The sequence below is a fragment of the Sphingomonas sp. BL-S-29 genome (assembly GCF_055521495.1).
The window spans coordinates 1,479,439-1,497,733 of the sequence record NZ_CM145482.1; the positions used below are offsets into that span (position 1 = coordinate 1,479,439).

An 18,295-nucleotide genomic window follows, 5' to 3' on the forward strand; every position below is an offset into this window, starting at 1 on the left:
GCGCCTTTCATTCTATCCGACGTGAATCCCTAAGGAGGGCAAGCCGATGACGAGTTTTGGGGAGGTGGTGCGCAAGCGCCACTCCGTCCGGGCCTTTTTGCCGCAACCCGTGCCGGACGGCATCATCCGCGAGGTGCTCGCCGACGCGCAGCTCGCCCCCTCGAACTGCAATACCCAGCCCTGGGAAACGCATATCGTCTCGGGCGCGGCGCGCGACCGCCTCTCGGCCGTACTGCTCGATGCGTTCACTCGAGGCCGCTTCTCGCCCGATTTCTCGTTCGACCGGAAACATTATCCCGGCGCGTCGGGACAGCGCGGTGACGCGCAGGCAGCGGATTATTTCGCCGCGCTCGGGATCGCTCGCGAAAATCATGGCGACCGTCGGTTCAGCGCGGCGCGCAATCTCACCTTCTTCGACGCGCCGCATGTCGCCTTGCTGTTCATGCCCGTTGTGGGAGACAGTGTGCGGGCGGCGGGCGACCTGGGCATGTATGGCCAGACGCTGCTGCTGTCGCTGGTCGCGCATGGGCTCGGGGGCATACCGCAGACCTTTCTCGGCATGTTTGCCGGCGATGTGCGCCGCGCGCTCGGCATCGGCGACGATCTCAAGCTGCTGTTCGGCATCTCGTTCGGTTATTCCGACCCGGCGTCGCCGATCTCGGACTACCGCATCGGCCGTGCCGCGCTCGACGAGACGGTCCGGTTTCACGAGTGACCCGTCACGGGGCGGGGCGGCCCCGGCAGCTTGAATACCGCATTGGCCCGCGCGACGGCGCCCGCCGGGCCGATCAGCAGGGCGTCGCAGAACACCATGCTGCGCGTGCGGCGCAGGATCCGTACCCGCGATTCGAGCCAGTCGCCGAGGTTCGCGGCCCGCATGAAATCGATGGTGAGCGTGACGGTCGGGGCGTGGCCGCCTCCGGTCAGCGCCGCCATGCCCCGGCCGAGCGATATGTCGAGCATGGTCGCGATCATCCCGCCATGGCAGGTGCCGGCGAAATTGCAGTGATGCGGCTCGATCCGGATGGCGAAGCGGGCCGGTTCATCCTCGTCGCCGGCAAACGGATCCGCGATGAACATCGGTCCGACGCGCGCCAGGAACGGGTCGTTCAGGTCGAGCTGGCGCCAGCCCCGCAGTGTCGTGCTGTCGATGTCCACCGGCAAGCCCTCGCTCAATAGTCGGTCGGCGTCTCGTCGAGCCGCACGATATCGGCGATGCCCGGCAGCGATCGCGGATAGCGATCCAGCACCAGGGGGTCATGGCCGGGAATGATGTGGCGGATGGTCGTGGAGAGCTCCCGCATCCGATCATAGCCGGCGAGCATGTCCGCCACGCTGTCGACGACCGGGAACGGCCGATACTGCTCGAAATTCGCGTAGAAATGGGACGCGTCCGACCCGATCACCACCCAGCCGCGCTTCGTCTTCACCCGCACGATCTGCAGACCGCGCGAATGGCCGCCGACGCGGTGGACCGTCAGCCCGGGCTCGATCTGGCTGTCGCCGTCATGGAAGCGGACGCGCCCGTCGAACACCTTCCCGACCATGGATTGCACGTCGGCGGGCTCGAATGGATGGTTGAGCATCGGGTGGCACATGCACCGGCCGGTGCAATAGGCCATTTCGCTGTCCTGGAGGTGATAGGTCGCCGCCGGGAACAGCTCGCGGTTACCGGCATGGTCGAAATGCATGTGCGAGATGATGATGTCGGTGACCGCCGCGTGATCGATCCCGATCGCCTTCAGCCCCTCTTCCACCGGCCGCACCAGGCGGCGCTGCCGCGTCCGGCTGGCCTCCATGTCGAACCCGGTATCGACGATATAGGTCTTGTGCGGTCCGATGACGGCCCAGACGAAATAATCCAGCGGCATCGGCAGGTCGTGAGGATCGCCGCCGAGGAAATTCTCGGCGGCATTGCGATCATGATGGGCGTAGCGGACCGCATGGATTTCGAAGGTCGATTCAGCGCTCATCGCGCCTGCCTGCCATCGATCTCCACGCCGGCCCATTCCTCGACCACGCGCGCCATGTTGGTGAAGTCCGCGTCGCCGCCGAATCGCGCCTGAGTGATGGTCAGCATGGTGCGCGCGGTATTGCCCATCAGCATCGGTACGCCCATCGCCTCGGCTTCGTCGAGGCACAGCTTCATGTCCTTCAGCGACAATTGCGTCGCGAAGCCGAAGTCGAAGCTGCGCGGCAGCACGGCGCGCGGCATCTTGTCCGTGGTCGCGCTGTTCCGGCCGCTCGACGCATTGAGCACGTCGAGCATCACATGCGGGTCCAGGCCCGCCTTCACGCCCATCGCCATGCCCTCGCACGTCGCGACCAGTGCGGCGACCGACAGGGAATTGTTGACCAGCTTCATCGTCTGCGCCTGACCCGGCTTGTCGCCGACATGGAAGGTCTTGCCGAACGTGTCGAGCAGCGGGCGCACCTCATCCCAGATTCCGGGCGGGCACGCCACCATCAGCGACAGCCGCCCCGCCAGCGCCCCGCCGCGTCCGCCGCTCACCGGTGCGTCGACCCAGGCGATGTTCGCTCCGGCCAGCTCGTTCGCTACCTCTGCCGCCATCTTCGGGCCAGTCGTCGACAGGTCGATGACGATGCGCGGCGCACCCGCGACGAGCGAGACGGCGACGTCCCGCACTATCTGCGGCGTGGGCAGGCTGACGAACACGATATCCGCCCCCGCGGCAACGGCCTCGACCGACTCCGCGCCCCGCCCGCCGGCCGCGACGAACGTCGCCAACGCCGTCTCGGTCCGGTCGAAGCCGATGACATCGTGCCCGGCGGCAACCAGTCGCGGCGCCATCGCGCTGCCCATGCTGCCCAGACCAACGAAACCAAGCACTGAACTCGTCGTCATTCCATTCTCCATGTCGCAGCCCTCATGCCCGGGCCAGCCATCCGCCCTCGATCGGCAGAATCGCTCCGTTCATGTCCTCGCCGACCGGTCCGCACAGCAGAAGCATGAGCGCCGAAACGCTTTCCGCGGCGACGAACCGGCCGCTGGGCTGCTTGCCCTCCAGAAAGCGCCGTTCCGCCGTGCCGCGATCGATGCCCTCGTCCTGCATCATCCGCGTCACCCGCTCCTCCCATATCGGGGTCAGGACCGAACCCGGGGTGAGCGCATGGCAGCTGACGCCGCTTCCCGCGACCTCGAGCGCGACCGCGCGGGTCATGCCTTGCAGCGCGGTCTTGGTCGTCACATAATCGATCCGGTTGACCACCGCGCGCGAGCCGTAGACCGAGGTCATGTTGAAGATGCGCCCATAATTGCGCGCGCGCATCGAGGGGAGCACCTGCTGAGTAGCGACGAGGGCGGCAGTGAGGTTCACCGCCAGCGCTTCGTTCCAGCGATCGAGCGGAAAGTCGCAGAGCGGCGAGAAATGCCGCACCACGGCATTGTTGATCAGGATGTCGATCGGGCCGATCGCCGAGGCGTGTTCGATCAGCGAGCATACTTCCTCCGACCGGGCAAGATCGGCCTGGAGATACCGCGCCTCGACGGCGAATTCCGCGGCCAGCGCGGCGCGCCTGTCCTCCGCCTCGGCCGCCGGTTCGATGCCGGAAAGGACGATCGTCGCGCCGGCCGAGGCGAGGCCGCGCACCATGGCGAGGCCGAGGCCGCCGAGCGATCCGGTGACGAGCGCGGTGCGTCCCGCGAGCGACCGCCCGGTCATGCGGGCACCGTCAGCGCGGTGATCGCCGAGACGCTGTCGACCTGGTCCAATTGCATCACGGCGTCGACGATGCGGCCGGCCTGGGCGTCGTCCAGCACACCATCGACATTCTCGCGAAACTTGGTCTCGATCTCCACATCGGTCATCGGGTTGCGGGCCGATCCGCGATTATGCTCCTCCACTTCCTCCAGTCGGCGGCCGTCGCGGGTTTCTATCACGACCACCCCCTTGAATTGCTGGCTGCCGGGCATCGTCGGATCGACCACGACCTCGACGCGGTCGGTCAGCGCGAGGATCGCGGGGTCGCGGAGCGACGCGGGAGCATAGGCCTGCTTGCCGATGCGCCCCAGTACCAGCGCCTCGGCGATGGTGTAGGGCAGGCTGACCCGGCCGTGCGAATCGGTCAGCGGGCGGCGCTTCTCCGCGCCGGGCTCGCACACGATGCCGACGATATAGGGCGCGACCGGGCAGATCACACGCGCGATATCGTCGGGCGCCAGCGCGTGCCGCTCGCGCAGGCGCAGCGCGGCGGTGATATAGGGATGGATGACATGCGCGACCGGATAGGGCTTGAACGAGGCGTCGCGACTGTCCCAGCGCGTGCCGAGCCCGTCGGTCAGCCGCCCGAACGCCGGCGCGCTGTCCGGGTCCTGAAGATGCGAGGCGAACAGGCCGAACCGGCCTTCGAATATCTCCGCGGGCCCGGTCACGCCGTTCTGGCCAAGCACTGCCGCGGCGATGCCGCTCTGCGCGGCCCAGCCGGGGTGAAGGAATTTTGATTGCGTCCCATCCACCCAGCATTGGATCAGGCCCGCGGCGAAACTGCCGGTAATCCCTGCCGCGTTCGCCATTTGCGCCGCGTCGAGCCCGAGCAGATGGCCGGCGAGCCAGCAGACGCCGAACGGCGCGAACAGGCCGGAAGGGTGGAAGCCGCGCTTGTGGAATTGCTGCGGCGTGACGCTGCCGACGCGCGCGCTGATCTCGTTGCCGATCGCGACGGCGACGATGGCGTCCCGGCCGCTGCTGCCGAGCCTTTCGCCCAGCGCGAGCGCTGAAGCGACCGACGGACTGCTCATATGCACGATCGATTCATTGTGCGTGTCGTCATATTCGAGCGCCTGGGACAGCGCGCCGTTGACGAAAGCCGCCCCGGCGACGCTCGCCCTGACCGCGCTTCCCCATAGCCGTGCCTCGTCGCCCGGATAGAGCGATGCCGAGGCGCGCACCGAGGCACCGAACGGTGTCTGCCCGCCCGCGATCGACAAACCAATGACATCGAGCACGCGCAGTCGCGTGCTGGCGATGACGTCTGCCGGGAGATCGTCGAACGATGTCGCCGCGACCCACCGCGATATGGCCCCCGAAGCCGTCCCCATTCCCGCCTGCTGATCTAGTTACCGGTATCAAGCCTCTAGAGGCAGGGGAATGGCGTGACAAGCCGTATCGTATCGGCGCTGGACCGCACGGATCGTCGATTGCTAGTGTCGCGCGATCAGTGCAGGAGCTTTGGCGTGCCAGCCAGCAAATCGCCTATGATAACCGGAGTGCGCATGCGCGAAGTCGCCGCGCGCGCGGGGGTTTCCCGCATGACCGTGTCGCGCGCGCTCAACAAGCCGGACATGGTGACGGAAGCCTTGCGCACGAGGGTGGAGAAGGCCGTTGCCGACCTCGGATACGTGCACAATCACGTTGCGCGCAGCCTGTCGTCGAGCCGTTCGACCATCGTCGGGCTAGTGCTGCCGAGCCTCGAGAACTCGATCTTCGCGCAAACCATGAAGGGCATTTCGGACGTGCTGCGGCCGGCCGGTTTCCAGCTGATGGTGGCCGAAAGCGGCGATGATGCGGAAGAGGAAGAGCGAGTCATCGCGACTTTCCTCGCGCAGCGCGTGGCGGGCCTGGTGTTGCACGGTACCCGGCACAGCGCCACCGCGGCGCGCATGATTCGCGCGGCGGGTGTGCCGGTCGTCGAAAGCGGCGACATCCCCGCCGAACCGATCGACATGGTCGTCAGCTATTCGAACCGCGCCGCCTCCAAGGCGATGACCCTGCATCTCGCGCGGCTGGGATATCGCCGGATCGTCTTCGCCGGGTTGGCGCACAATCCGCGCGCGACCGAGCGCGAACTCGGGTTTCGCGACGCGCTGGAGGAATTGGGGCGGCCCTTCGATCCGCGCCTGACCATCGCCGTATCGCGCGGATTCGTCGGGGGTGCCGAGGCCGTCGAATATGTTCAGCGCAGCATGCCCGATACCGATGCCCTGTTCTGCGCCGGAGACGTGCTGGCCGTCGGCGCGCTGTTCGATTGCGACCGGCGTGGCTGGAAGGTACCTGGCCGACTGGCCCTGGCGAGCTTCGATGACCTCGATCTGATGCGCTTCGTCAACCCGGCGATCACAGCCCTGCGCCTGCCGCGGTACGAGATCGGGCAGCGCAGCGCGAAGATGCTGCTCGCGCGCGTCGGGCAGGAGGAACTGCCGATCAGCTCCGTCGACCTGGGTTTCGAGATCGTGCATCGCGCCAGTGCTTGATCATGCCGATCGGGCATTTGCTACCCTGGATGGAGGCTGATACCGGTATCTGGTCAATCGGGAGGAGAGGCTGGATGGGGATGGGCGTCGTCAGGAAGATGGTCGCCATGGCGACGATGCTTGCCGCGGGGCACGCCGCCGCCGCAGACGGGTCGGACACGCTAAACGGCCTGGCATCCCTGTGCGGCGCGTGCCGGGTAGAGCGCGTCGCGCAGTGCGGCGTGTTCGTCGAAGGGCCGAATTTCGATCGCGACGGGACGCTGTGGACGGTCGACTATCGCGGCGGCGCCATCCTGCAGGTCGTCGACGGCCAATGCCGGACGGTCGCGAAGACCGAGGGGCAGGCGAACGGATCGCGTTTCCACCCCGATGGCCGTCTGTTCGTCGCCGATGCGCAGCGCGGGCTGCTGATCTTCGATCCGCGCACCAGAACGCTCACGGTGCGGGCCGCGATGGTCCAGGGCAAGCCGATCGTCGGTGCCAATGATCTCGTCTTCGACGGCGATGGCGGGCTCTACATGACCGCGCGCGTCACGGCGACGCGGCTCGAGCCCGATGGCATGGTGATCTATCTTCCGCCGGGCGAGAAGAGCGAGCCGCGCATCCTGGCCGATCATCTGCCCTTCCCCAACGGGATCGCGCTGTCGCCTGACGGGACGCGGCTGTTCGTCGGGCTCTATGCAGACAAGAGCATCATCGTGCTGCCGCCGGCGAACAAGCCGGCGCCCTATCTCACCAGCTGGACCTATCTGCGCACCGAAGGCGGCGTGGGCCCGGACGGGATGACCACCGATGCCGAGGGGCGGCTGTGGTGGGCCAATTTCGGCGACGGCGCGATCGGCGTGGCCGGGCCGACCGGGCGCTATCTCGGCCGGGTCGAACTGCCGCCCGAAGCCGGCAAGGGCACCACCAACGTGACCGTGCACGACGGATATCTCTATATCACCGAAGCGCTGAAGGGAGACATCTGGCGGGTGCGCCTCACCACGGCGGTGAAGCCGAGATTGCCGTAGCGCCGGACGGATGCAGGCTATTTGCCGGCATCCACCTCGGCAAAGGCCTCGCGGGCGATACGTGTCGAGTCGAGCCCGGCGGGCATGCCGCAATAGACCGCGACCTGCAGCAGGATCTCGCGGATCTCGTCGCGAGTAAGCCCGTTGGTCAGCGCCGCCTTGACGTGCAGCTTCAGTTCGTGCGGCCGGTTGAGCGCGCTGATCATGCCGAGGTTGAGCAGGCTGCGGTCGCGGCGCGACAGGCCTTCGCGGCTCCACACCTTACCCCAGCAATATTCGGTCGACATGTCCTGGATCGGGCGGCTGAAGTCATCGGCATTGGCGAAGGATCGCTCGACATAGTCGGCGCCGAGGACTTCCTTGCGCAGCGCGAGGCCGCGTTCGTACATGTCGTTGCTCATCGATTGGCTCCCGATACTGGTAGTTTTGCACAAGCCGCAGCCACGCGCTTGCCGCGCCTAACCGAATTCGATACCGGTAACAAGAAGCCAGATTGGGGAGATTTACATGGTTCTGGAGGGGCGGGTCGCGCTGGTCACCGGCGCAGCGCGGGGTATCGGGCGCGCCATCGCGTCGGCACTGGCCGAAGCCGGGGCCAGGGTGGTCCTGGTCGATCTGGACGGTGCGGAGGCGGAGCGGGCGGCGGCGGAGATCGGCCGGGGGGCGACGGGACGGCAGCTCGACGTGTCGGACGAGGCGGCATGCGAGGCGCTCGCCCGGGAAGTCGGCTCACTGGCGATCCTGGTCAACAATGCGGGGGTCATCGTGCCGGGCCGGATCACCGATGCCGACGCGCCGCGGAACTGGGCCCGCACATTGGCGGTCAACGTCACCGGGCCGTTCAACCTGTGCCGGGCCTTTCATGCCCAGCTGCGCGAAAGCCGGGGCGCGGTCATCAATCTCGCCTCGATCCGCTCCTTCGTCGCCGCCGGCAATGCGGCCGCCTATGCCGCGTCCAAGGGCGCGGTCATGCAGTTGACCAAGGCGCTGGCGGTCGAATGGGGGCCGGACGGAATCCGCGTCAACGCGATCGCACCGGGGTTCGTCGAATCCGCGCTTGTCCCGGATTCGGAAAAGACCCCGGCGCGCGAGGCCGCGATCATGGCGCGCACGCCGCAGAAGCGGATCGGCGACCCCGAGGATGTCGGCGGGGCGGCGGTGTTCCTCGCCTCGGACGCCGCGCGCTTCATCACCGGTGTGGTCCTGCCGGTCGATGGCGGCTATCTCGCCGGGTGAGCTTCAGCCACGGATCGCGGTGATCTGAGCCTCATACTGGCCTGGGTCGATGACCACGTCGATCAGCGCGGGCACTTGCGCGGCCAGCGCCGCGGCGAAGGCATCGGCAAGCTCCTCGACGCGCTCGACGCGGGTCGCGGCCCAGCCGAAGCCGGCGGCGATCCGGGCGAAATCGGTGGACGAGAAATCGACCCCGGCCGTCGCGAGCTGGCGTCGTTTCTGCTTCTCGCCGATCAGGGTCAGCGACGAATCGTTGAACAGGACGACGATCGGTGTCGCGCCTGCCTGAATGGCCGTGCCCAGTTCGCCCAGGCACATCATCAGACCGCCGTCGCCGGTGAAGGCGATGGTGGTCCTCTCCGGCTCGACCAGGCTCGCCGCGATCGCGGCAGGCAACGCGAACCCCATGGTGGAGAGCCCGCGCGAGATCAGCGACAGGTTCGGGCCGGGCGACTGCCACAGGTGCAGCACCGGCAGCATATGCGCGCCGGCATCGATCGTGATGCGGCTGTCCGCGGGCAGCGCGGCGATCGCGGCGTCGACCAGCTGCGACGGCGCGATGCCCGGCCCGGTCGGCGTGCGCGCGGCCGACCAGAGTCGCTGCTTGGCGGTCGCCAGCTCCTCGGCGCTCCAGCCCGGTGCCGGCATCGCGTCGGCAAGCGCGGCGAGGCCCGTCGGCAGGTCGCCGATCAGGGTCACGTCGCTGTCGACCAGTATGTGCGCGTGCGGGTGTTCGGTCAGCTCGATCGTCGGGATGCCGGCATAGCGCCACGGCTGAGGCGGGCCTTCGACGGGATCGAAGCCATAGAGCAGGATCAGGTCGGCCGCGCGGATCAGCGGTTCCTCGGCGACGCCGCCGGCGTAAAGGCCGAGGCCGAGCGGCGTGTGTTCGGACACCACGCCCTTTGCCTTGTACGTGGTCAGCACCGGACAGCCCGAGGCGGCGGCGAAGGCGCGCAGCGCGTTGCCGGCCGCGCTCGACCTGGTCTGGAGCCCGGCGATCAGAATCGGGCGCCGGGCGTCGCCGAGCAATTCGCGTGCCCGCGCGACCGCCGCGTCGTCCAGATCCGCAAAGGGCGCGGGCGGCATGGCCGGTGGCGGCGGGCTTGCCGGACGACGGATGAAGGAGCCGGCGACCTCGAGATAGGCGGGGCCGTGGGGGTGCTCCTCGATGGCGCCGAGCAGGCGCTCGAGTTCGGCCAGCGGGTCCGCACCGCGCAGATCGGAAGACGCGCGCAGCATCGGCGCCAGCAGCGCGGGCTGGTCGATGCGCTGGTGGCTGATATAGGCCTGCCCGTCCTCATAGCCGTCCGCGATGAGCAGCAGCGGCACGCGATCGAGATCGGCATAGGCGACGCCGTTCGCGGCAGCGGCGAGGCCGGGCCCGCGCGTCGTCATCGCGACACCCGGCGTACCGGTGAGTTCCGCCGTGACGCACGCCATGATCGCGGCGGCGGTCTCGGTGCGCGTCAGGATGAATTTCATGCCTGCCGCCTCGGCGGCGGCAATGAAGTCGAGATTGCACTCGCCCCCCGGCACGCCGAACATGCGGGTGACGCCGCGCTCGCTCAGGCGCGCGACCAGGGCCTCGGTCACGGTTGGATGAGTCACGATAGTCGATGTCCTGTGCGGGAGTGTCAGGCGGCGGCCTGTTCCAGGGTCGGGCCGACATCCTCGAGCGTCACGCGCCGCAGATCGCGCGGGAAGACCTTGTCGTCATAGCGCATGCCGCGGTGCATCGTGCAGCGATTGTCCCAGATTACCAGGTCGTTGACGCGCCAGCGATGCGTATAGACGAAGTGCCGCTGCGTCGCATGCTCGGTCAGCTCACGGATCAGCGCCGTCGCCTCGGGCGTTTCCCAGCCCCGGATGCGCCCGATATGGGCCGACAGATACAAGGCCAGGCGCCCCGATTCGGCGTGATACCGCACGAGCCGCTGCGGAACCGGCGCGCACCGTTCCATTTCCAACGGGCTGAATTCGTCGAAGCCGAGTTGCGCGCGCGAGAAGATCAGCGAATGTTCAGCGACCAGATCGCGGGTCAGCGCCTTCAGATTTTCAGGCAGATAGTCCCAGGCGACGCGGGTATCGATATATTCGGTCTCGCCGCCCCGCGGCGGAATGACGCGCGCATGCAGCATCGACCAATAGGCCGGCGTCGGCTTGAAGCTGCTGTCGCTATGCCACAGCAGATTGCCCAGATTGAACATGCGTCGGCGGTCGTCCGCTGCCAGGATCTGGCCATCGGCACCCAGGTTCGAGATGTCGTTGATCTGCATGTTCGGCAGCCGCCGCCGCTCCTGGTCGACCAGCGTCGGGGTGGCCTCGATCGTGCCGAACTGGCGCGCGAAATCGGCCTGCCGTTCATCGGTGAGGCTCTGGTCCGGGAACACCAGCACGCCATAATGGTCCATCGCGGCGCGGACCTGGTCGATCTGTTCGGGCGCCAGCGGCGCGGACAGGTCGATCCCCTCGACACGGGCGCCGAACAGCGGATGGATGGCCGCGGCGTCCAGCGCCAGGGGCTGCGAAGCCTGGTCGAGCGAAGCGGTGATCTGCACCGTCATGACATTCTCCTGTCGAAACCGATCGAGGTCGAAATCATCCGGCCCGCCTCGGCAGTACGCAGCGACGTCTATGGGCATAACCGGCGCGTCGGCAACAGGGCGACTTCCGTACATTTTGTAATGCTGATGAGCGAACTTATTGATAAATAAAGCTTAAATTGCTCGAAACCCGGGTTTGATGATGATTAGTCATACTACCCTGCCTGGCGGGTATCGCCGGCATGAAAGGGCGCTATTCGCCATGCGTCTGGACAATGCCGCAGCGCGATTATGCAGCGCATCTCCAGTGCGATAACGCCCCTGCAAGGCCCGTATCGTCAGGGCGTTGCCGGGCGGCTTTGCCCGTCTCGCGGACTGGGATGAGTGGGGCATGCGGGGAGGGGATCGGTGTGGATGTGACGAACGGTACGGCGCTTCGGGATTGGACGGCGGCTTTTGTCGAGGCGTTCAACGCGGGCAATGCCGACGCAGTCGCCGCATTGTTCTCCGAAGAGGAAAGCTATTGGCGCGATCTGGTCGCGTTTTCCTGGAACATCGTGACGGTGGAAAAGCCGGATGGCGTCGCCGCGCTCGTCCGCAGCCAGGCTGGTCATGTCGGGCCGATCTCGATCTCCGCGGTGCGTCAGGCCGCTTCGGGCGACGGGCAGGTCGAAGGCTGGTTCGACTTCGAGACCCGCGCGATCCGCGGACGGGCCTATGTCCGCCTGCGTGCCGGTGGCTGCTGGACATTGCTGACCTCGGGGCTTGCGCTCAAGGGCTTCGAGGAGCCGGCGGGGCGCCGCCGGGTGGAAGGCGCCGTGCATAGTGCGCTGAAGGAGCGCCGCACTTGGAGCGACGAGCGCGAGGAGGTCGCAGCGACGCTCGGCCATTCGGTCCAGCCCTATTGTCTGATCGTCGGGGGCGGGCAGGGCGGCCTGGCGCTGGCGGCGCGGATGAAGCGCATCGGCGTGCCCGCACTGGTCATCGACGCACTCGACAGGCCCGGCGATTCCTGGCGCAGCCGCTACAAGTCGCTGTGCCTGCACGATCCGGTGTGGATCGACCATCTGCCCTATCTGCCGTTTCCCGATCACTGGCCGGTCTACACGCCCAAGGACAAGATGGGCGACTGGCTCGAGGCCTATGCGAAGATCATGGAACTCGACATCTGGAATGCGACCATTTGCCGCTCGGCGGCTTTCAACGCGCGCGACCGGTGCTGGGACGTGACGGTCGAGCGCAGGGGTGAGACGATCACGCTGCATCCGCGCCAGTTGGTCCTGGCGACCGGCCTCTCGGGCATCAAGGCGGTGCCCGCCATTCCCGGCGCGGAAAGCTTTCAGGGGATTCAGTTCCATTCGAGCGACCATCCCGGGGGGGCGCAGTTCGCCGGCAAGCGCGCGGTCGTGATCGGCGCCAACAATTCCGCTCATGATATCGCCGCCGATCTGTGGGAAAATGCGGCGGACGTGACGATGATCCAGCGGTCGCCGACCACGGTGATCAAGGCGTCGTCGCTGCGCGTGTTGCAGGACCGCGGCTATTTTTCGGAGGACGCGGTCGAATCCGGCATGACGACCGACGATGCCGACCTGCTCGTCAGCTCGCTGCCCTTTCGTGCGCGCGAGCCGCTCGACCGGGCGAATTGCCGCGCGATCCAGCAATGGGACGCGGCGTTCTACGAGCGTCTCCGTGCGAGCGGCTTCCTGATCGACTTCGGCGAGGACGAGACGGCGATCGGCGGCAAATATCCGCGTCGGGCCTCGGGCTATTATATCGACGTCGGCGCGTCGGATCTGATCGCGGATGGGGAGATCAAGGTTCGCAGCAATATCGGCGTGGAAAGGATCGAGCCCAATCAGGTCGTGCTCTCGAGCGGGGAGGCCCTGCCCGCGGACGTGATCGTCTATGCGACCGGCTATGGGCCGATGAGCGGCTGGGCGGCGATGCTGATCTCTCCGGAAGTCGCCGAGGCGATCGGCCCATGCTGGGGGCTCGGCTCCGATACGGCGATGGATCCCGGACCTTGGGAGGGCGAGTTGCGCAACATGTGGAAGCCGACCGCGCAGGAGGGGCTATGGTTCCACGGCGGCAATCTCATCCAGTCGCGGATCCACTCGCTGCACCTGGCGATCCAGATCAAGGCGCGGATGGAAGGGATCGCGACGCCGGTCTTCCAAGCGCCCACGATCGTGCGTCCGCCATTGGGCGAGGGTGACTGGAAAGGCTAAAGCATCGAGCGGTAAATCTGAACCACAGCCGTTCGTCCTGAGTAGCCATTGAGCTTGTCGAAATGGCGTATCGAAGGACAAGCGTCACGCGCTCCAATGTCCTTCGATACGGGTCTTCGACAAGCTCAGCCCCTACTCAGGACGAACGGTTCTGATTTTACGCACGCTGCTCTAGAGCAGCGCTGGTCGCTTTCATCCACCACCCCCGTTCGGCCCCGGACTTGATCCGGGGTTGTCGAAGCCCCGCTCTTCTCTTCCTCGGAAGAAAGGACAGCCCTTCGACAAGCTCAGGGCGAACGGGGAGAGGTGATTCCTCTAGCTTTTCCAGCTCGCGACGGCGGTCTCGTCGGGTTCGACGCCGCCGAGCGCGGCCATGCGCGCGGTCAGCATATAGCCCCCGCACAGCACGACCATTTCGAACAGCTGTTCGGTCGGAAAGAAGTCGCGCGCGCGGGCCAGGCTCGCGTCGGACGGCGACACGTCGCGCACCACCTCGGTGACGAACGTCGCGAGCGCGGCCTCCCGGTCGGTCAGGCCGGAGAAATCGCCACTGCGCATCGCGTCGCGCTGGGCGGCGGTGACACCGAGATTCTCCGCGATGCTCAGATGATGGAACAGTTCATAGTCCGAGTCCGACAGATAGGCGACGCGCAGGATCAGCATCTCGCGCAGGCGCTCGTCGAGTGTCGAGTCGAACACCACCGCCCGGCCCAGCCGGCGCTGCGCCAGCCACAGCGCGTCGGGGGCGTGCATCGCCATGCGCGAGACGTTGAGCACCCTCCCTTCCACGCCCGTCAAGACGTGGCGCTTCTGTTCCGACAGCGTCTCGGGGTCGGGATAGGGGAATCGGCTCATGGCATCAGCCTCGCGTTGCGGGCCGCCATGGCGGCGGCGCGGTGATCTGGTCGTCGGTCATCACCTCGACGATGGTCGGCCCGTGCTCGGCCAGCGCGGAGCGGAGCGCGGTGGCGAGGTCGCCCGGTTTTTCGACCTGATAGGCCTTGCATCCGAACGCTTCGGCCGCGCGCGCATAGCTGACCGGGGTGAAGCGCCAGTTCTCGTCCAATGCGGCGCTTTCGTGCCACACCGGCTTCTCCTGGCTATAGGCATTGTTGTTGTTGACCACCGTCACCGTGGCAATGCCGTATCGCATCGCCGTCTCCATCTCGGCAAGATGATAGAGGAATGCGCCGTCGCCGTTGAAGCAGATCACCGGTCGTTCCGGCGCGGCGCATTTCGCGCCGAGCGACGCGGGATAGGACCAGCCCAGCGACCCGCACGCGCGCAACAGGCCCTGGCCGGGCCGGTCGAGATAGAGGTTGCGCGCTGCCCACACGCCCGAATGGCCGGTATCGACCACCACCAGCGCACCGTCGGGCAGCGCCTCCGAAAGATCGCGGCACAGGCGTTGCGGCACGATCGGCACGGCGTCGGATCGTTCGCCGGGTGCGGCTGCCTCGGCCCATTCGCGCTTGAGGGCGGCGATCCGCGCACGCCAGGGCTCCGGCGCCCCGCCTTCGGCATGCAGCGCCAGCTGGTCCAGAACCGTCGCCGGATCGCCCGCCAGCGCCACCTCGAGCGGGAAATTTCGACCCAGTTCGCGCGGATCGACATCGATCTGGATCGCCGGGATGCCGGGACGCGCGACCTGCCAGTCGCTGGTCACCATGCTGCCGGTGGTGGAGCCGACGAACAGGATCAGGTCGGCCTCCGCGACCGCGCGGTTGGCGGTGTCGCGCGCATAATTGCCCGTTACCCCGGCATTCAACGGGTGCCCGTCGGGCAGCGCCGCTTTCGCATCGAGCGAGGTCGCCAGCGGCATCTGCCATTGCTCGACGAAATTGCGCAGCCGGCCGCCCGCACCGCTTGACCGGATTCCGGAGCCCGCGATGACGATCGGCCGTGCGGCGGCTTTCAGCCGGGCCGCGGCGCGTGACACCGCGGCCGGATCGGCCGGCGCGCGCAGCCAGGGCGCGGCGGCGCTGTGCGGCTCGGGGCGGTGCGGCGACGAGACTTCATCGTCGAGCATGCCGCCCATGAAGCCGCCCAGTTCGAGATGGACCGGCCCGGGAGCGCCGCTGGTGGCCGCGCGCGCCGCCTGGTTGAGCAGATCGGGCAGGCGCGAGACGGACTCGACCCGCGCGGCGAACCGTGTCAGCCCGGCGAATACCGGTCTCTGGTCGACTTCCTGGTAGAAATTGCGCTCCCGCGTATGCGGAAGCCCGCCGCCGGTGATCGCCAGTACCGGCGCATGGGCCATCAGCGCGTCGAGAAGCCCTGCGGCGAGATTTGCGGCGCCGATCGCCTGCGCGCCGCACACGCCGACCCGACCCGATGCCCGCGCATAGCCGTCCGCCATATAGGCCGCCGCGGCTTCGGAATGCGCCGCGATCGGCTGCACGCCCTTCGCGCTCATCGCCTTGATCGCCCGCGGAGCGAGCAGGGGCATGTGAAAGAAGTGGCTGACCCCGCACTGATCCATCCAGTCCGCCAGATAATGGTGGCCGGTCGTCGATGATGCGGCGGGATCGGTTGCGCTATAGATGGCGGGTCTCCCCGATGCGGTGCGGCAGTCTCAGGACCCTCATGAGGCGAGCCGCCGGGCGTAGACGCGAGCGGGCGCACCATCTCCCCCGACGATGGGCAAGACGCCGAAGCGGAACTCCGCCCGCGCGCCGGCGAGCGCGGCATGGCCGGTCAGATGCTCGCAGATCAGGATGCCGCGCGCCAGCAGGGTCCGATGCACCGGCCAGTCGAAGCCGGGCGCGCGCAGGTGATAGACCAGGTCGGGCGTCGCGAAGTCGCAGGCGAGCATCTTGATGCCGCGCGTGACCAGCCATGCCGCTGCCTCGGCGTCCAGGCTTGGATGGCGATCATAATCGGGCGTGCCGAACCGGCGTGCCCATCCGGTGTCGAGCGCGAGGATATCGCCCTCGCGCAGCATCGGCCGGCATCGCTCGAGCGTCGCGACGCCGATCACTTCGTCCTGTTCGGCCTCGATGTGCCACACCACGCCGGGGCCGTGCAGCCGGTCGAACGGAATCGAGGCGGCGTCGGGCGCATCGGCGAAATAATGGATCGGCGCATCCACATGCGTGCCGGCATGGGCGACCATGCGGATCTCGGTGACGTTGAAGGGGTCGACAGGCAGCGAGCGCAGCCGCTCGAAGCTCGGCGCGGGGAAGATCGACGCGCAGGGCATCGCCGGGGATACGGCGTGGCTCAGGTCGATCCAGTCGCCGTCCGGCCTGGAACTGGCCGGCACCGGCAGTGCGCTCCATCCAAGCCATCCGCTGGCGGTCTGGTCGCAACGATCGCACATATCGGCCGCTCACCGTCCCGCGGTGTTTCGGGCCACAGGCCCGCGCGCTCGACCGACGATGCTTGCGCTCATGATCTCTCCGATCGTCATTCCATCTCGATTCCGGCCAAGGTCAGGTCTGCACCGCGAACGGATCGCGATCGTCTTCCGACAGGTTGATCATCACATTCTTGGTGGTGAGGAACTCCATCAGCCCCTCCTGGCCGCGTTCGCGCCCGACCCCGCTTTCCTTGACGCCGCCGAACGGCGTCTGCGCGGCGACGGCGCGATAGGTGTTGACCCAGACCATGCCGGTCCTCAGCGCGGCCGACACGCGGTGCATGCGGTTCAGGCTCTGCGTCCAGATGCCGGAGGCGAGCCCGAACGGCGTGTCATTGGCGATGCGGATCGCCTCTTCCTCGTCAGCGAACGGGATGATCGAAAGGACTGGCCCGAAAATCTCCTCGCGCGCCAGCGCCATGCCATTGTCGACATCGGCGAAGATCGTGGGTTGCACGAACAGCCCGTCGCCGAGGCCGTCGCCGGTCGCTGCCCCGCCGCCCGCGACGAGCCGCGCACCCTCGGCTTTCGCACCTTCGATGAAGGACAGGATGCGCTGGAACTGCGGCTCGTTGGCCGCCGTTCCCATCTCGGTCGCAAGATCGAGCGGGTCGCCGAGCCGGATCTGCGCCGCGCGTTTCGCGAGCGCGTCGACGATGCCGGGATAGACCGAGCGCTGCACCAGCAGCCGGGATCCGGCGATGCAGGTCTGGCCGGTCGCGGCGAAGATCCCGGCCAGCGCGCCGACCGTCGCTTTCCCGATATCGGCGTCCTCGAAGATGATGTTGGGGGATTTGCCGCCCAGCTCCAGCACCACCGGCGTCAGGTTGCGCCCGGCCGCGGCGGCGATCTCGCGCCCGGCGCGGCCGCTGCCCGTGAAGCTGATCTTGTCGAGCCCGCCGCCGGCGACCAGCGCCTGCCCGGTGCGGACGTCGCCCGTGACGACATTGAACACGCCCGGCGGAAAGCCCGCTTCCTCGACCAGCCTGGCGAATTCGAGCGTGGTGACCGAGGCATGCTCGGATGGCTTGACCACCACGCAATTGCCCGCGGCCAGCGCCGCCGGCAGCTTGTTGCCGAGCAGCGCGATCGGCGAGTTCCACGCGGTGATCAGCCCGACCACCCCGAGCGGCTCGAGCGTGGCATAATCGAACATGTCGCGGCGATCGAGCGGGATCACCTTGCCCCACAGCTTGTCCGCATAGCCGGCAAAGAAGCGCAGGGTGCGCGCCACGAAACGCATCTGGCTGCGCGTCTCGCGCACGATCTTGCCATTATCGGTGCTTTCGAGCGTGCCCATCCGGTCCGCGTCGCGCTCGAGCAGGTCCGCCAGACGGTTCATCAGCCGCGCCCGCTCCACCCCCGGGGTGCGCGACCAATGCGTCTCGAACGCCTCGCGCGCCGCCGCGACCGCGCGTGCCACATCGGCCTCGTTCGCCTGCTGGATCATGGCCCAGGGCTGTTGACGGAACGGGTTGAGTGTCGGGAATTCCTCGCCCGAGCTCGCCGGGACCCACGCACCGCCGATATAAAGCCCATAAGCGGGCAAAGGGTTCGGCACGCGTCTCTCCTGCGGGTCGTTGGGCCGGGTTAAGCGGATCGGACGATATGCTTTCCAATACCGTTTCCCTCTCCGGCATGCCGCCAGGGCATCGTGAACCGGAAAATCATATTGGTGCGGCAGGGCTGTCGGCGCC

17 protein-coding genes are annotated in these 18,295 nt (G+C 67.4%); 5 read left to right on the forward strand and 12 right to left on the reverse strand.

From position 1 onward, the window contains the following. Positions 1-46 precede the first annotated feature (46 nt). On the forward strand, positions 47-715 hold the full coding sequence (locus ACZ1I2_RS07145; protein WP_465174607.1) for a nitroreductase: 669 nt from the start codon (positions 47-49) through the stop codon (positions 713-715). On the opposite strand, the gene ACZ1I2_RS07150 is transcribed toward ACZ1I2_RS07145, so the two are convergent. The 5 genes from ACZ1I2_RS07150 to ACZ1I2_RS07170 are packed head-to-tail and all read right to left on the reverse strand — an operon-like array spanning position 706 to position 5,059. Next, on the reverse strand, positions 706-1,158 hold the full coding sequence (locus ACZ1I2_RS07150; protein WP_465181614.1) for a PaaI family thioesterase: 453 nt from the start codon (positions 1,156-1,158) through the stop codon (positions 706-708). The genes ACZ1I2_RS07145 and ACZ1I2_RS07150 overlap by 10 nt on opposite strands. 14 nt (positions 1,159-1,172) lie before the next feature. Continuing rightward, positions 1,173-1,973, reverse strand: coding sequence for an N-acyl homoserine lactonase family protein (locus ACZ1I2_RS07155; RefSeq protein WP_465174605.1), 801 nt, complete (start codon positions 1,971-1,973; stop codon positions 1,173-1,175). Further along, positions 1,970-2,866 (reverse strand): NAD(P)-dependent oxidoreductase, encoded by an 897-nt coding sequence (locus ACZ1I2_RS07160; RefSeq protein WP_465170371.1) that lies wholly within the window; start codon positions 2,864-2,866, stop codon positions 1,970-1,972. The genes ACZ1I2_RS07155 and ACZ1I2_RS07160 overlap by 4 nt, the downstream gene beginning before the upstream one ends. Positions 2,867-2,888: 22 nt before the next feature. Then, entirely contained in the window at positions 2,889-3,683 is a 795-nt protein-coding gene (locus ACZ1I2_RS07165; RefSeq protein ID WP_465170370.1) for an SDR family NAD(P)-dependent oxidoreductase, read from the reverse strand. Further along, positions 3,680-5,059: an MmgE/PrpD family protein gene (locus ACZ1I2_RS07170; protein WP_465174604.1), complete on the reverse strand. Its 1,380-nt coding sequence runs from the start codon at positions 5,057-5,059 to the stop codon at positions 3,680-3,682. Before ACZ1I2_RS07170 ends, ACZ1I2_RS07165 begins: the two co-directional genes overlap by 4 nt. 174 nt (positions 5,060-5,233) lie before the next feature. Here ACZ1I2_RS07170 and ACZ1I2_RS07175 point away from each other — a divergent pair, with 174 nt between their 5' ends. Next, positions 5,234-6,211, forward strand: coding sequence for a LacI family DNA-binding transcriptional regulator (locus ACZ1I2_RS07175; protein ID WP_465170367.1), 978 nt, complete (start codon positions 5,234-5,236; stop codon positions 6,209-6,211). Positions 6,212-6,285: 74 nt separating this feature from the next. Continuing rightward, positions 6,286-7,224 (forward strand): SMP-30/gluconolactonase/LRE family protein, encoded by a 939-nt coding sequence (locus ACZ1I2_RS07180; RefSeq protein ID WP_465174603.1) that lies wholly within the window; start codon positions 6,286-6,288, stop codon positions 7,222-7,224. A gap of 17 nt (positions 7,225-7,241) precedes the next feature. Here the strand turns inward: ACZ1I2_RS07180 and ACZ1I2_RS07185 are convergent, their stop codons facing one another. Then, the gene (locus ACZ1I2_RS07185) at positions 7,242-7,625 is read right to left on the reverse strand and encodes a carboxymuconolactone decarboxylase family protein (RefSeq protein ID WP_465170365.1); all 384 of its coding nucleotides are present in this window, start codon (positions 7,623-7,625) and stop codon (positions 7,242-7,244) included. A gap of 106 nt (positions 7,626-7,731) precedes the next feature. On the opposite strand from ACZ1I2_RS07185, the gene ACZ1I2_RS07190 reads away from it, so the two are divergent. Then, complete coding sequence (locus tag ACZ1I2_RS07190) at positions 7,732-8,460, forward strand: SDR family NAD(P)-dependent oxidoreductase (protein WP_465174602.1); 729 nt, start codon at positions 7,732-7,734, stop codon at positions 8,458-8,460. Positions 8,461-8,463: 3 nt separating this feature from the next. Here ACZ1I2_RS07190 and ACZ1I2_RS07195 read toward each other — a convergent pair whose 3' ends face one another. Further along, positions 8,464-10,071, reverse strand: coding sequence for a thiamine pyrophosphate-binding protein (locus ACZ1I2_RS07195; protein ID WP_465174601.1), 1,608 nt, complete (start codon positions 10,069-10,071; stop codon positions 8,464-8,466). A gap of 26 nt (positions 10,072-10,097) precedes the next feature. Next, a complete protein-coding gene (locus ACZ1I2_RS07200; RefSeq protein WP_465174600.1) occupies positions 10,098-11,027 on the reverse strand; it encodes a TauD/TfdA dioxygenase family protein in 930 nt (309 codons plus the stop codon). 395 nt (positions 11,028-11,422) lie between these two features. Between ACZ1I2_RS07200 and ACZ1I2_RS07205 the strand changes: the two genes are divergently transcribed. Beyond that, entirely contained in the window at positions 11,423-13,237 is a 1,815-nt protein-coding gene (locus ACZ1I2_RS07205; protein WP_465174599.1) for an NAD(P)/FAD-dependent oxidoreductase, read from the forward strand. Positions 13,238-13,552: 315 nt separating this feature from the next. Here the strand turns inward: ACZ1I2_RS07205 and ACZ1I2_RS07210 are convergent, their stop codons facing one another. The 4 genes from ACZ1I2_RS07210 to ACZ1I2_RS07225 all read right to left on the reverse strand — a co-directional run bounded on the left by ACZ1I2_RS07210 (position 13,553) and on the right by ACZ1I2_RS07225 (position 18,159). Next, on the reverse strand, positions 13,553-14,092 hold the full coding sequence (locus ACZ1I2_RS07210) for a carboxymuconolactone decarboxylase family protein (protein ID WP_465174598.1): 540 nt from the start codon (positions 14,090-14,092) through the stop codon (positions 13,553-13,555). A gap of 4 nt (positions 14,093-14,096) precedes the next feature. After that, a complete protein-coding gene (locus ACZ1I2_RS07215; protein WP_465181615.1) occupies positions 14,097-15,686 on the reverse strand; it encodes a thiamine pyrophosphate-binding protein in 1,590 nt (529 codons plus the stop codon). 135 nt (positions 15,687-15,821) lie between these two features. Next, positions 15,822-16,559: a cyclase family protein gene (locus ACZ1I2_RS07220; RefSeq protein ID WP_465174597.1), complete on the reverse strand. Its 738-nt coding sequence runs from the start codon at positions 16,557-16,559 to the stop codon at positions 15,822-15,824. A gap of 112 nt (positions 16,560-16,671) precedes the next feature. After that, positions 16,672-18,159, reverse strand: coding sequence for an aldehyde dehydrogenase (locus ACZ1I2_RS07225; RefSeq protein ID WP_465174596.1), 1,488 nt, complete (start codon positions 18,157-18,159; stop codon positions 16,672-16,674). Positions 18,160-18,295: the final 136 nt, after the last annotated feature.

Coding starts and splice junctions, on each gene's coding strand:
- ACZ1I2_RS07145 (WP_465174607.1), top strand. CDS start 47: ATGACGAGTTTTGGGGAGGTGGTGCGCAAGCGCCACTCCGTCCGGGCC.
- ACZ1I2_RS07160 (WP_465170371.1), bottom strand. CDS start 2,866: ATGACGACGAGTTCAGTGCTTGGTTTCGTTGGTCTGGGCAGCATGGGC.
- ACZ1I2_RS07200 (WP_465174600.1), bottom strand. CDS start 11,027: ATGACGGTGCAGATCACCGCTTCGCTCGACCAGGCTTCGCAGCCCCTG.
- ACZ1I2_RS07190 (WP_465174602.1), top strand. CDS start 7,732: ATGGTTCTGGAGGGGCGGGTCGCGCTGGTCACCGGCGCAGCGCGGGGT.
- ACZ1I2_RS07215 (WP_465181615.1), bottom strand. CDS start 15,686: ATGCCCCTGCTCGCTCCGCGGGCGATCAAGGCGATGAGCGCGAAGGGC.
- ACZ1I2_RS07155 (WP_465174605.1), bottom strand. CDS start 1,973: ATGAGCGCTGAATCGACCTTCGAAATCCATGCGGTCCGCTACGCCCAT.
- ACZ1I2_RS07185 (WP_465170365.1), bottom strand. CDS start 7,625: ATGAGCAACGACATGTACGAACGCGGCCTCGCGCTGCGCAAGGAAGTC.
- ACZ1I2_RS07210 (WP_465174598.1), bottom strand. CDS start 14,092: ATGAGCCGATTCCCCTATCCCGACCCCGAGACGCTGTCGGAACAGAAG.
- ACZ1I2_RS07175 (WP_465170367.1), top strand. CDS start 5,234: ATGCGCGAAGTCGCCGCGCGCGCGGGGGTTTCCCGCATGACCGTGTCG.
- ACZ1I2_RS07180 (WP_465174603.1), top strand. CDS start 6,286: ATGGGGATGGGCGTCGTCAGGAAGATGGTCGCCATGGCGACGATGCTT.
- ACZ1I2_RS07220 (WP_465174597.1), bottom strand. CDS start 16,559: ATGTGCGATCGTTGCGACCAGACCGCCAGCGGATGGCTTGGATGGAGC.
- ACZ1I2_RS07170 (WP_465174604.1), bottom strand. CDS start 5,059: ATGGGGACGGCTTCGGGGGCCATATCGCGGTGGGTCGCGGCGACATCG.
- ACZ1I2_RS07165 (WP_465170370.1), bottom strand. CDS start 3,683: ATGACCGGGCGGTCGCTCGCGGGACGCACCGCGCTCGTCACCGGATCG.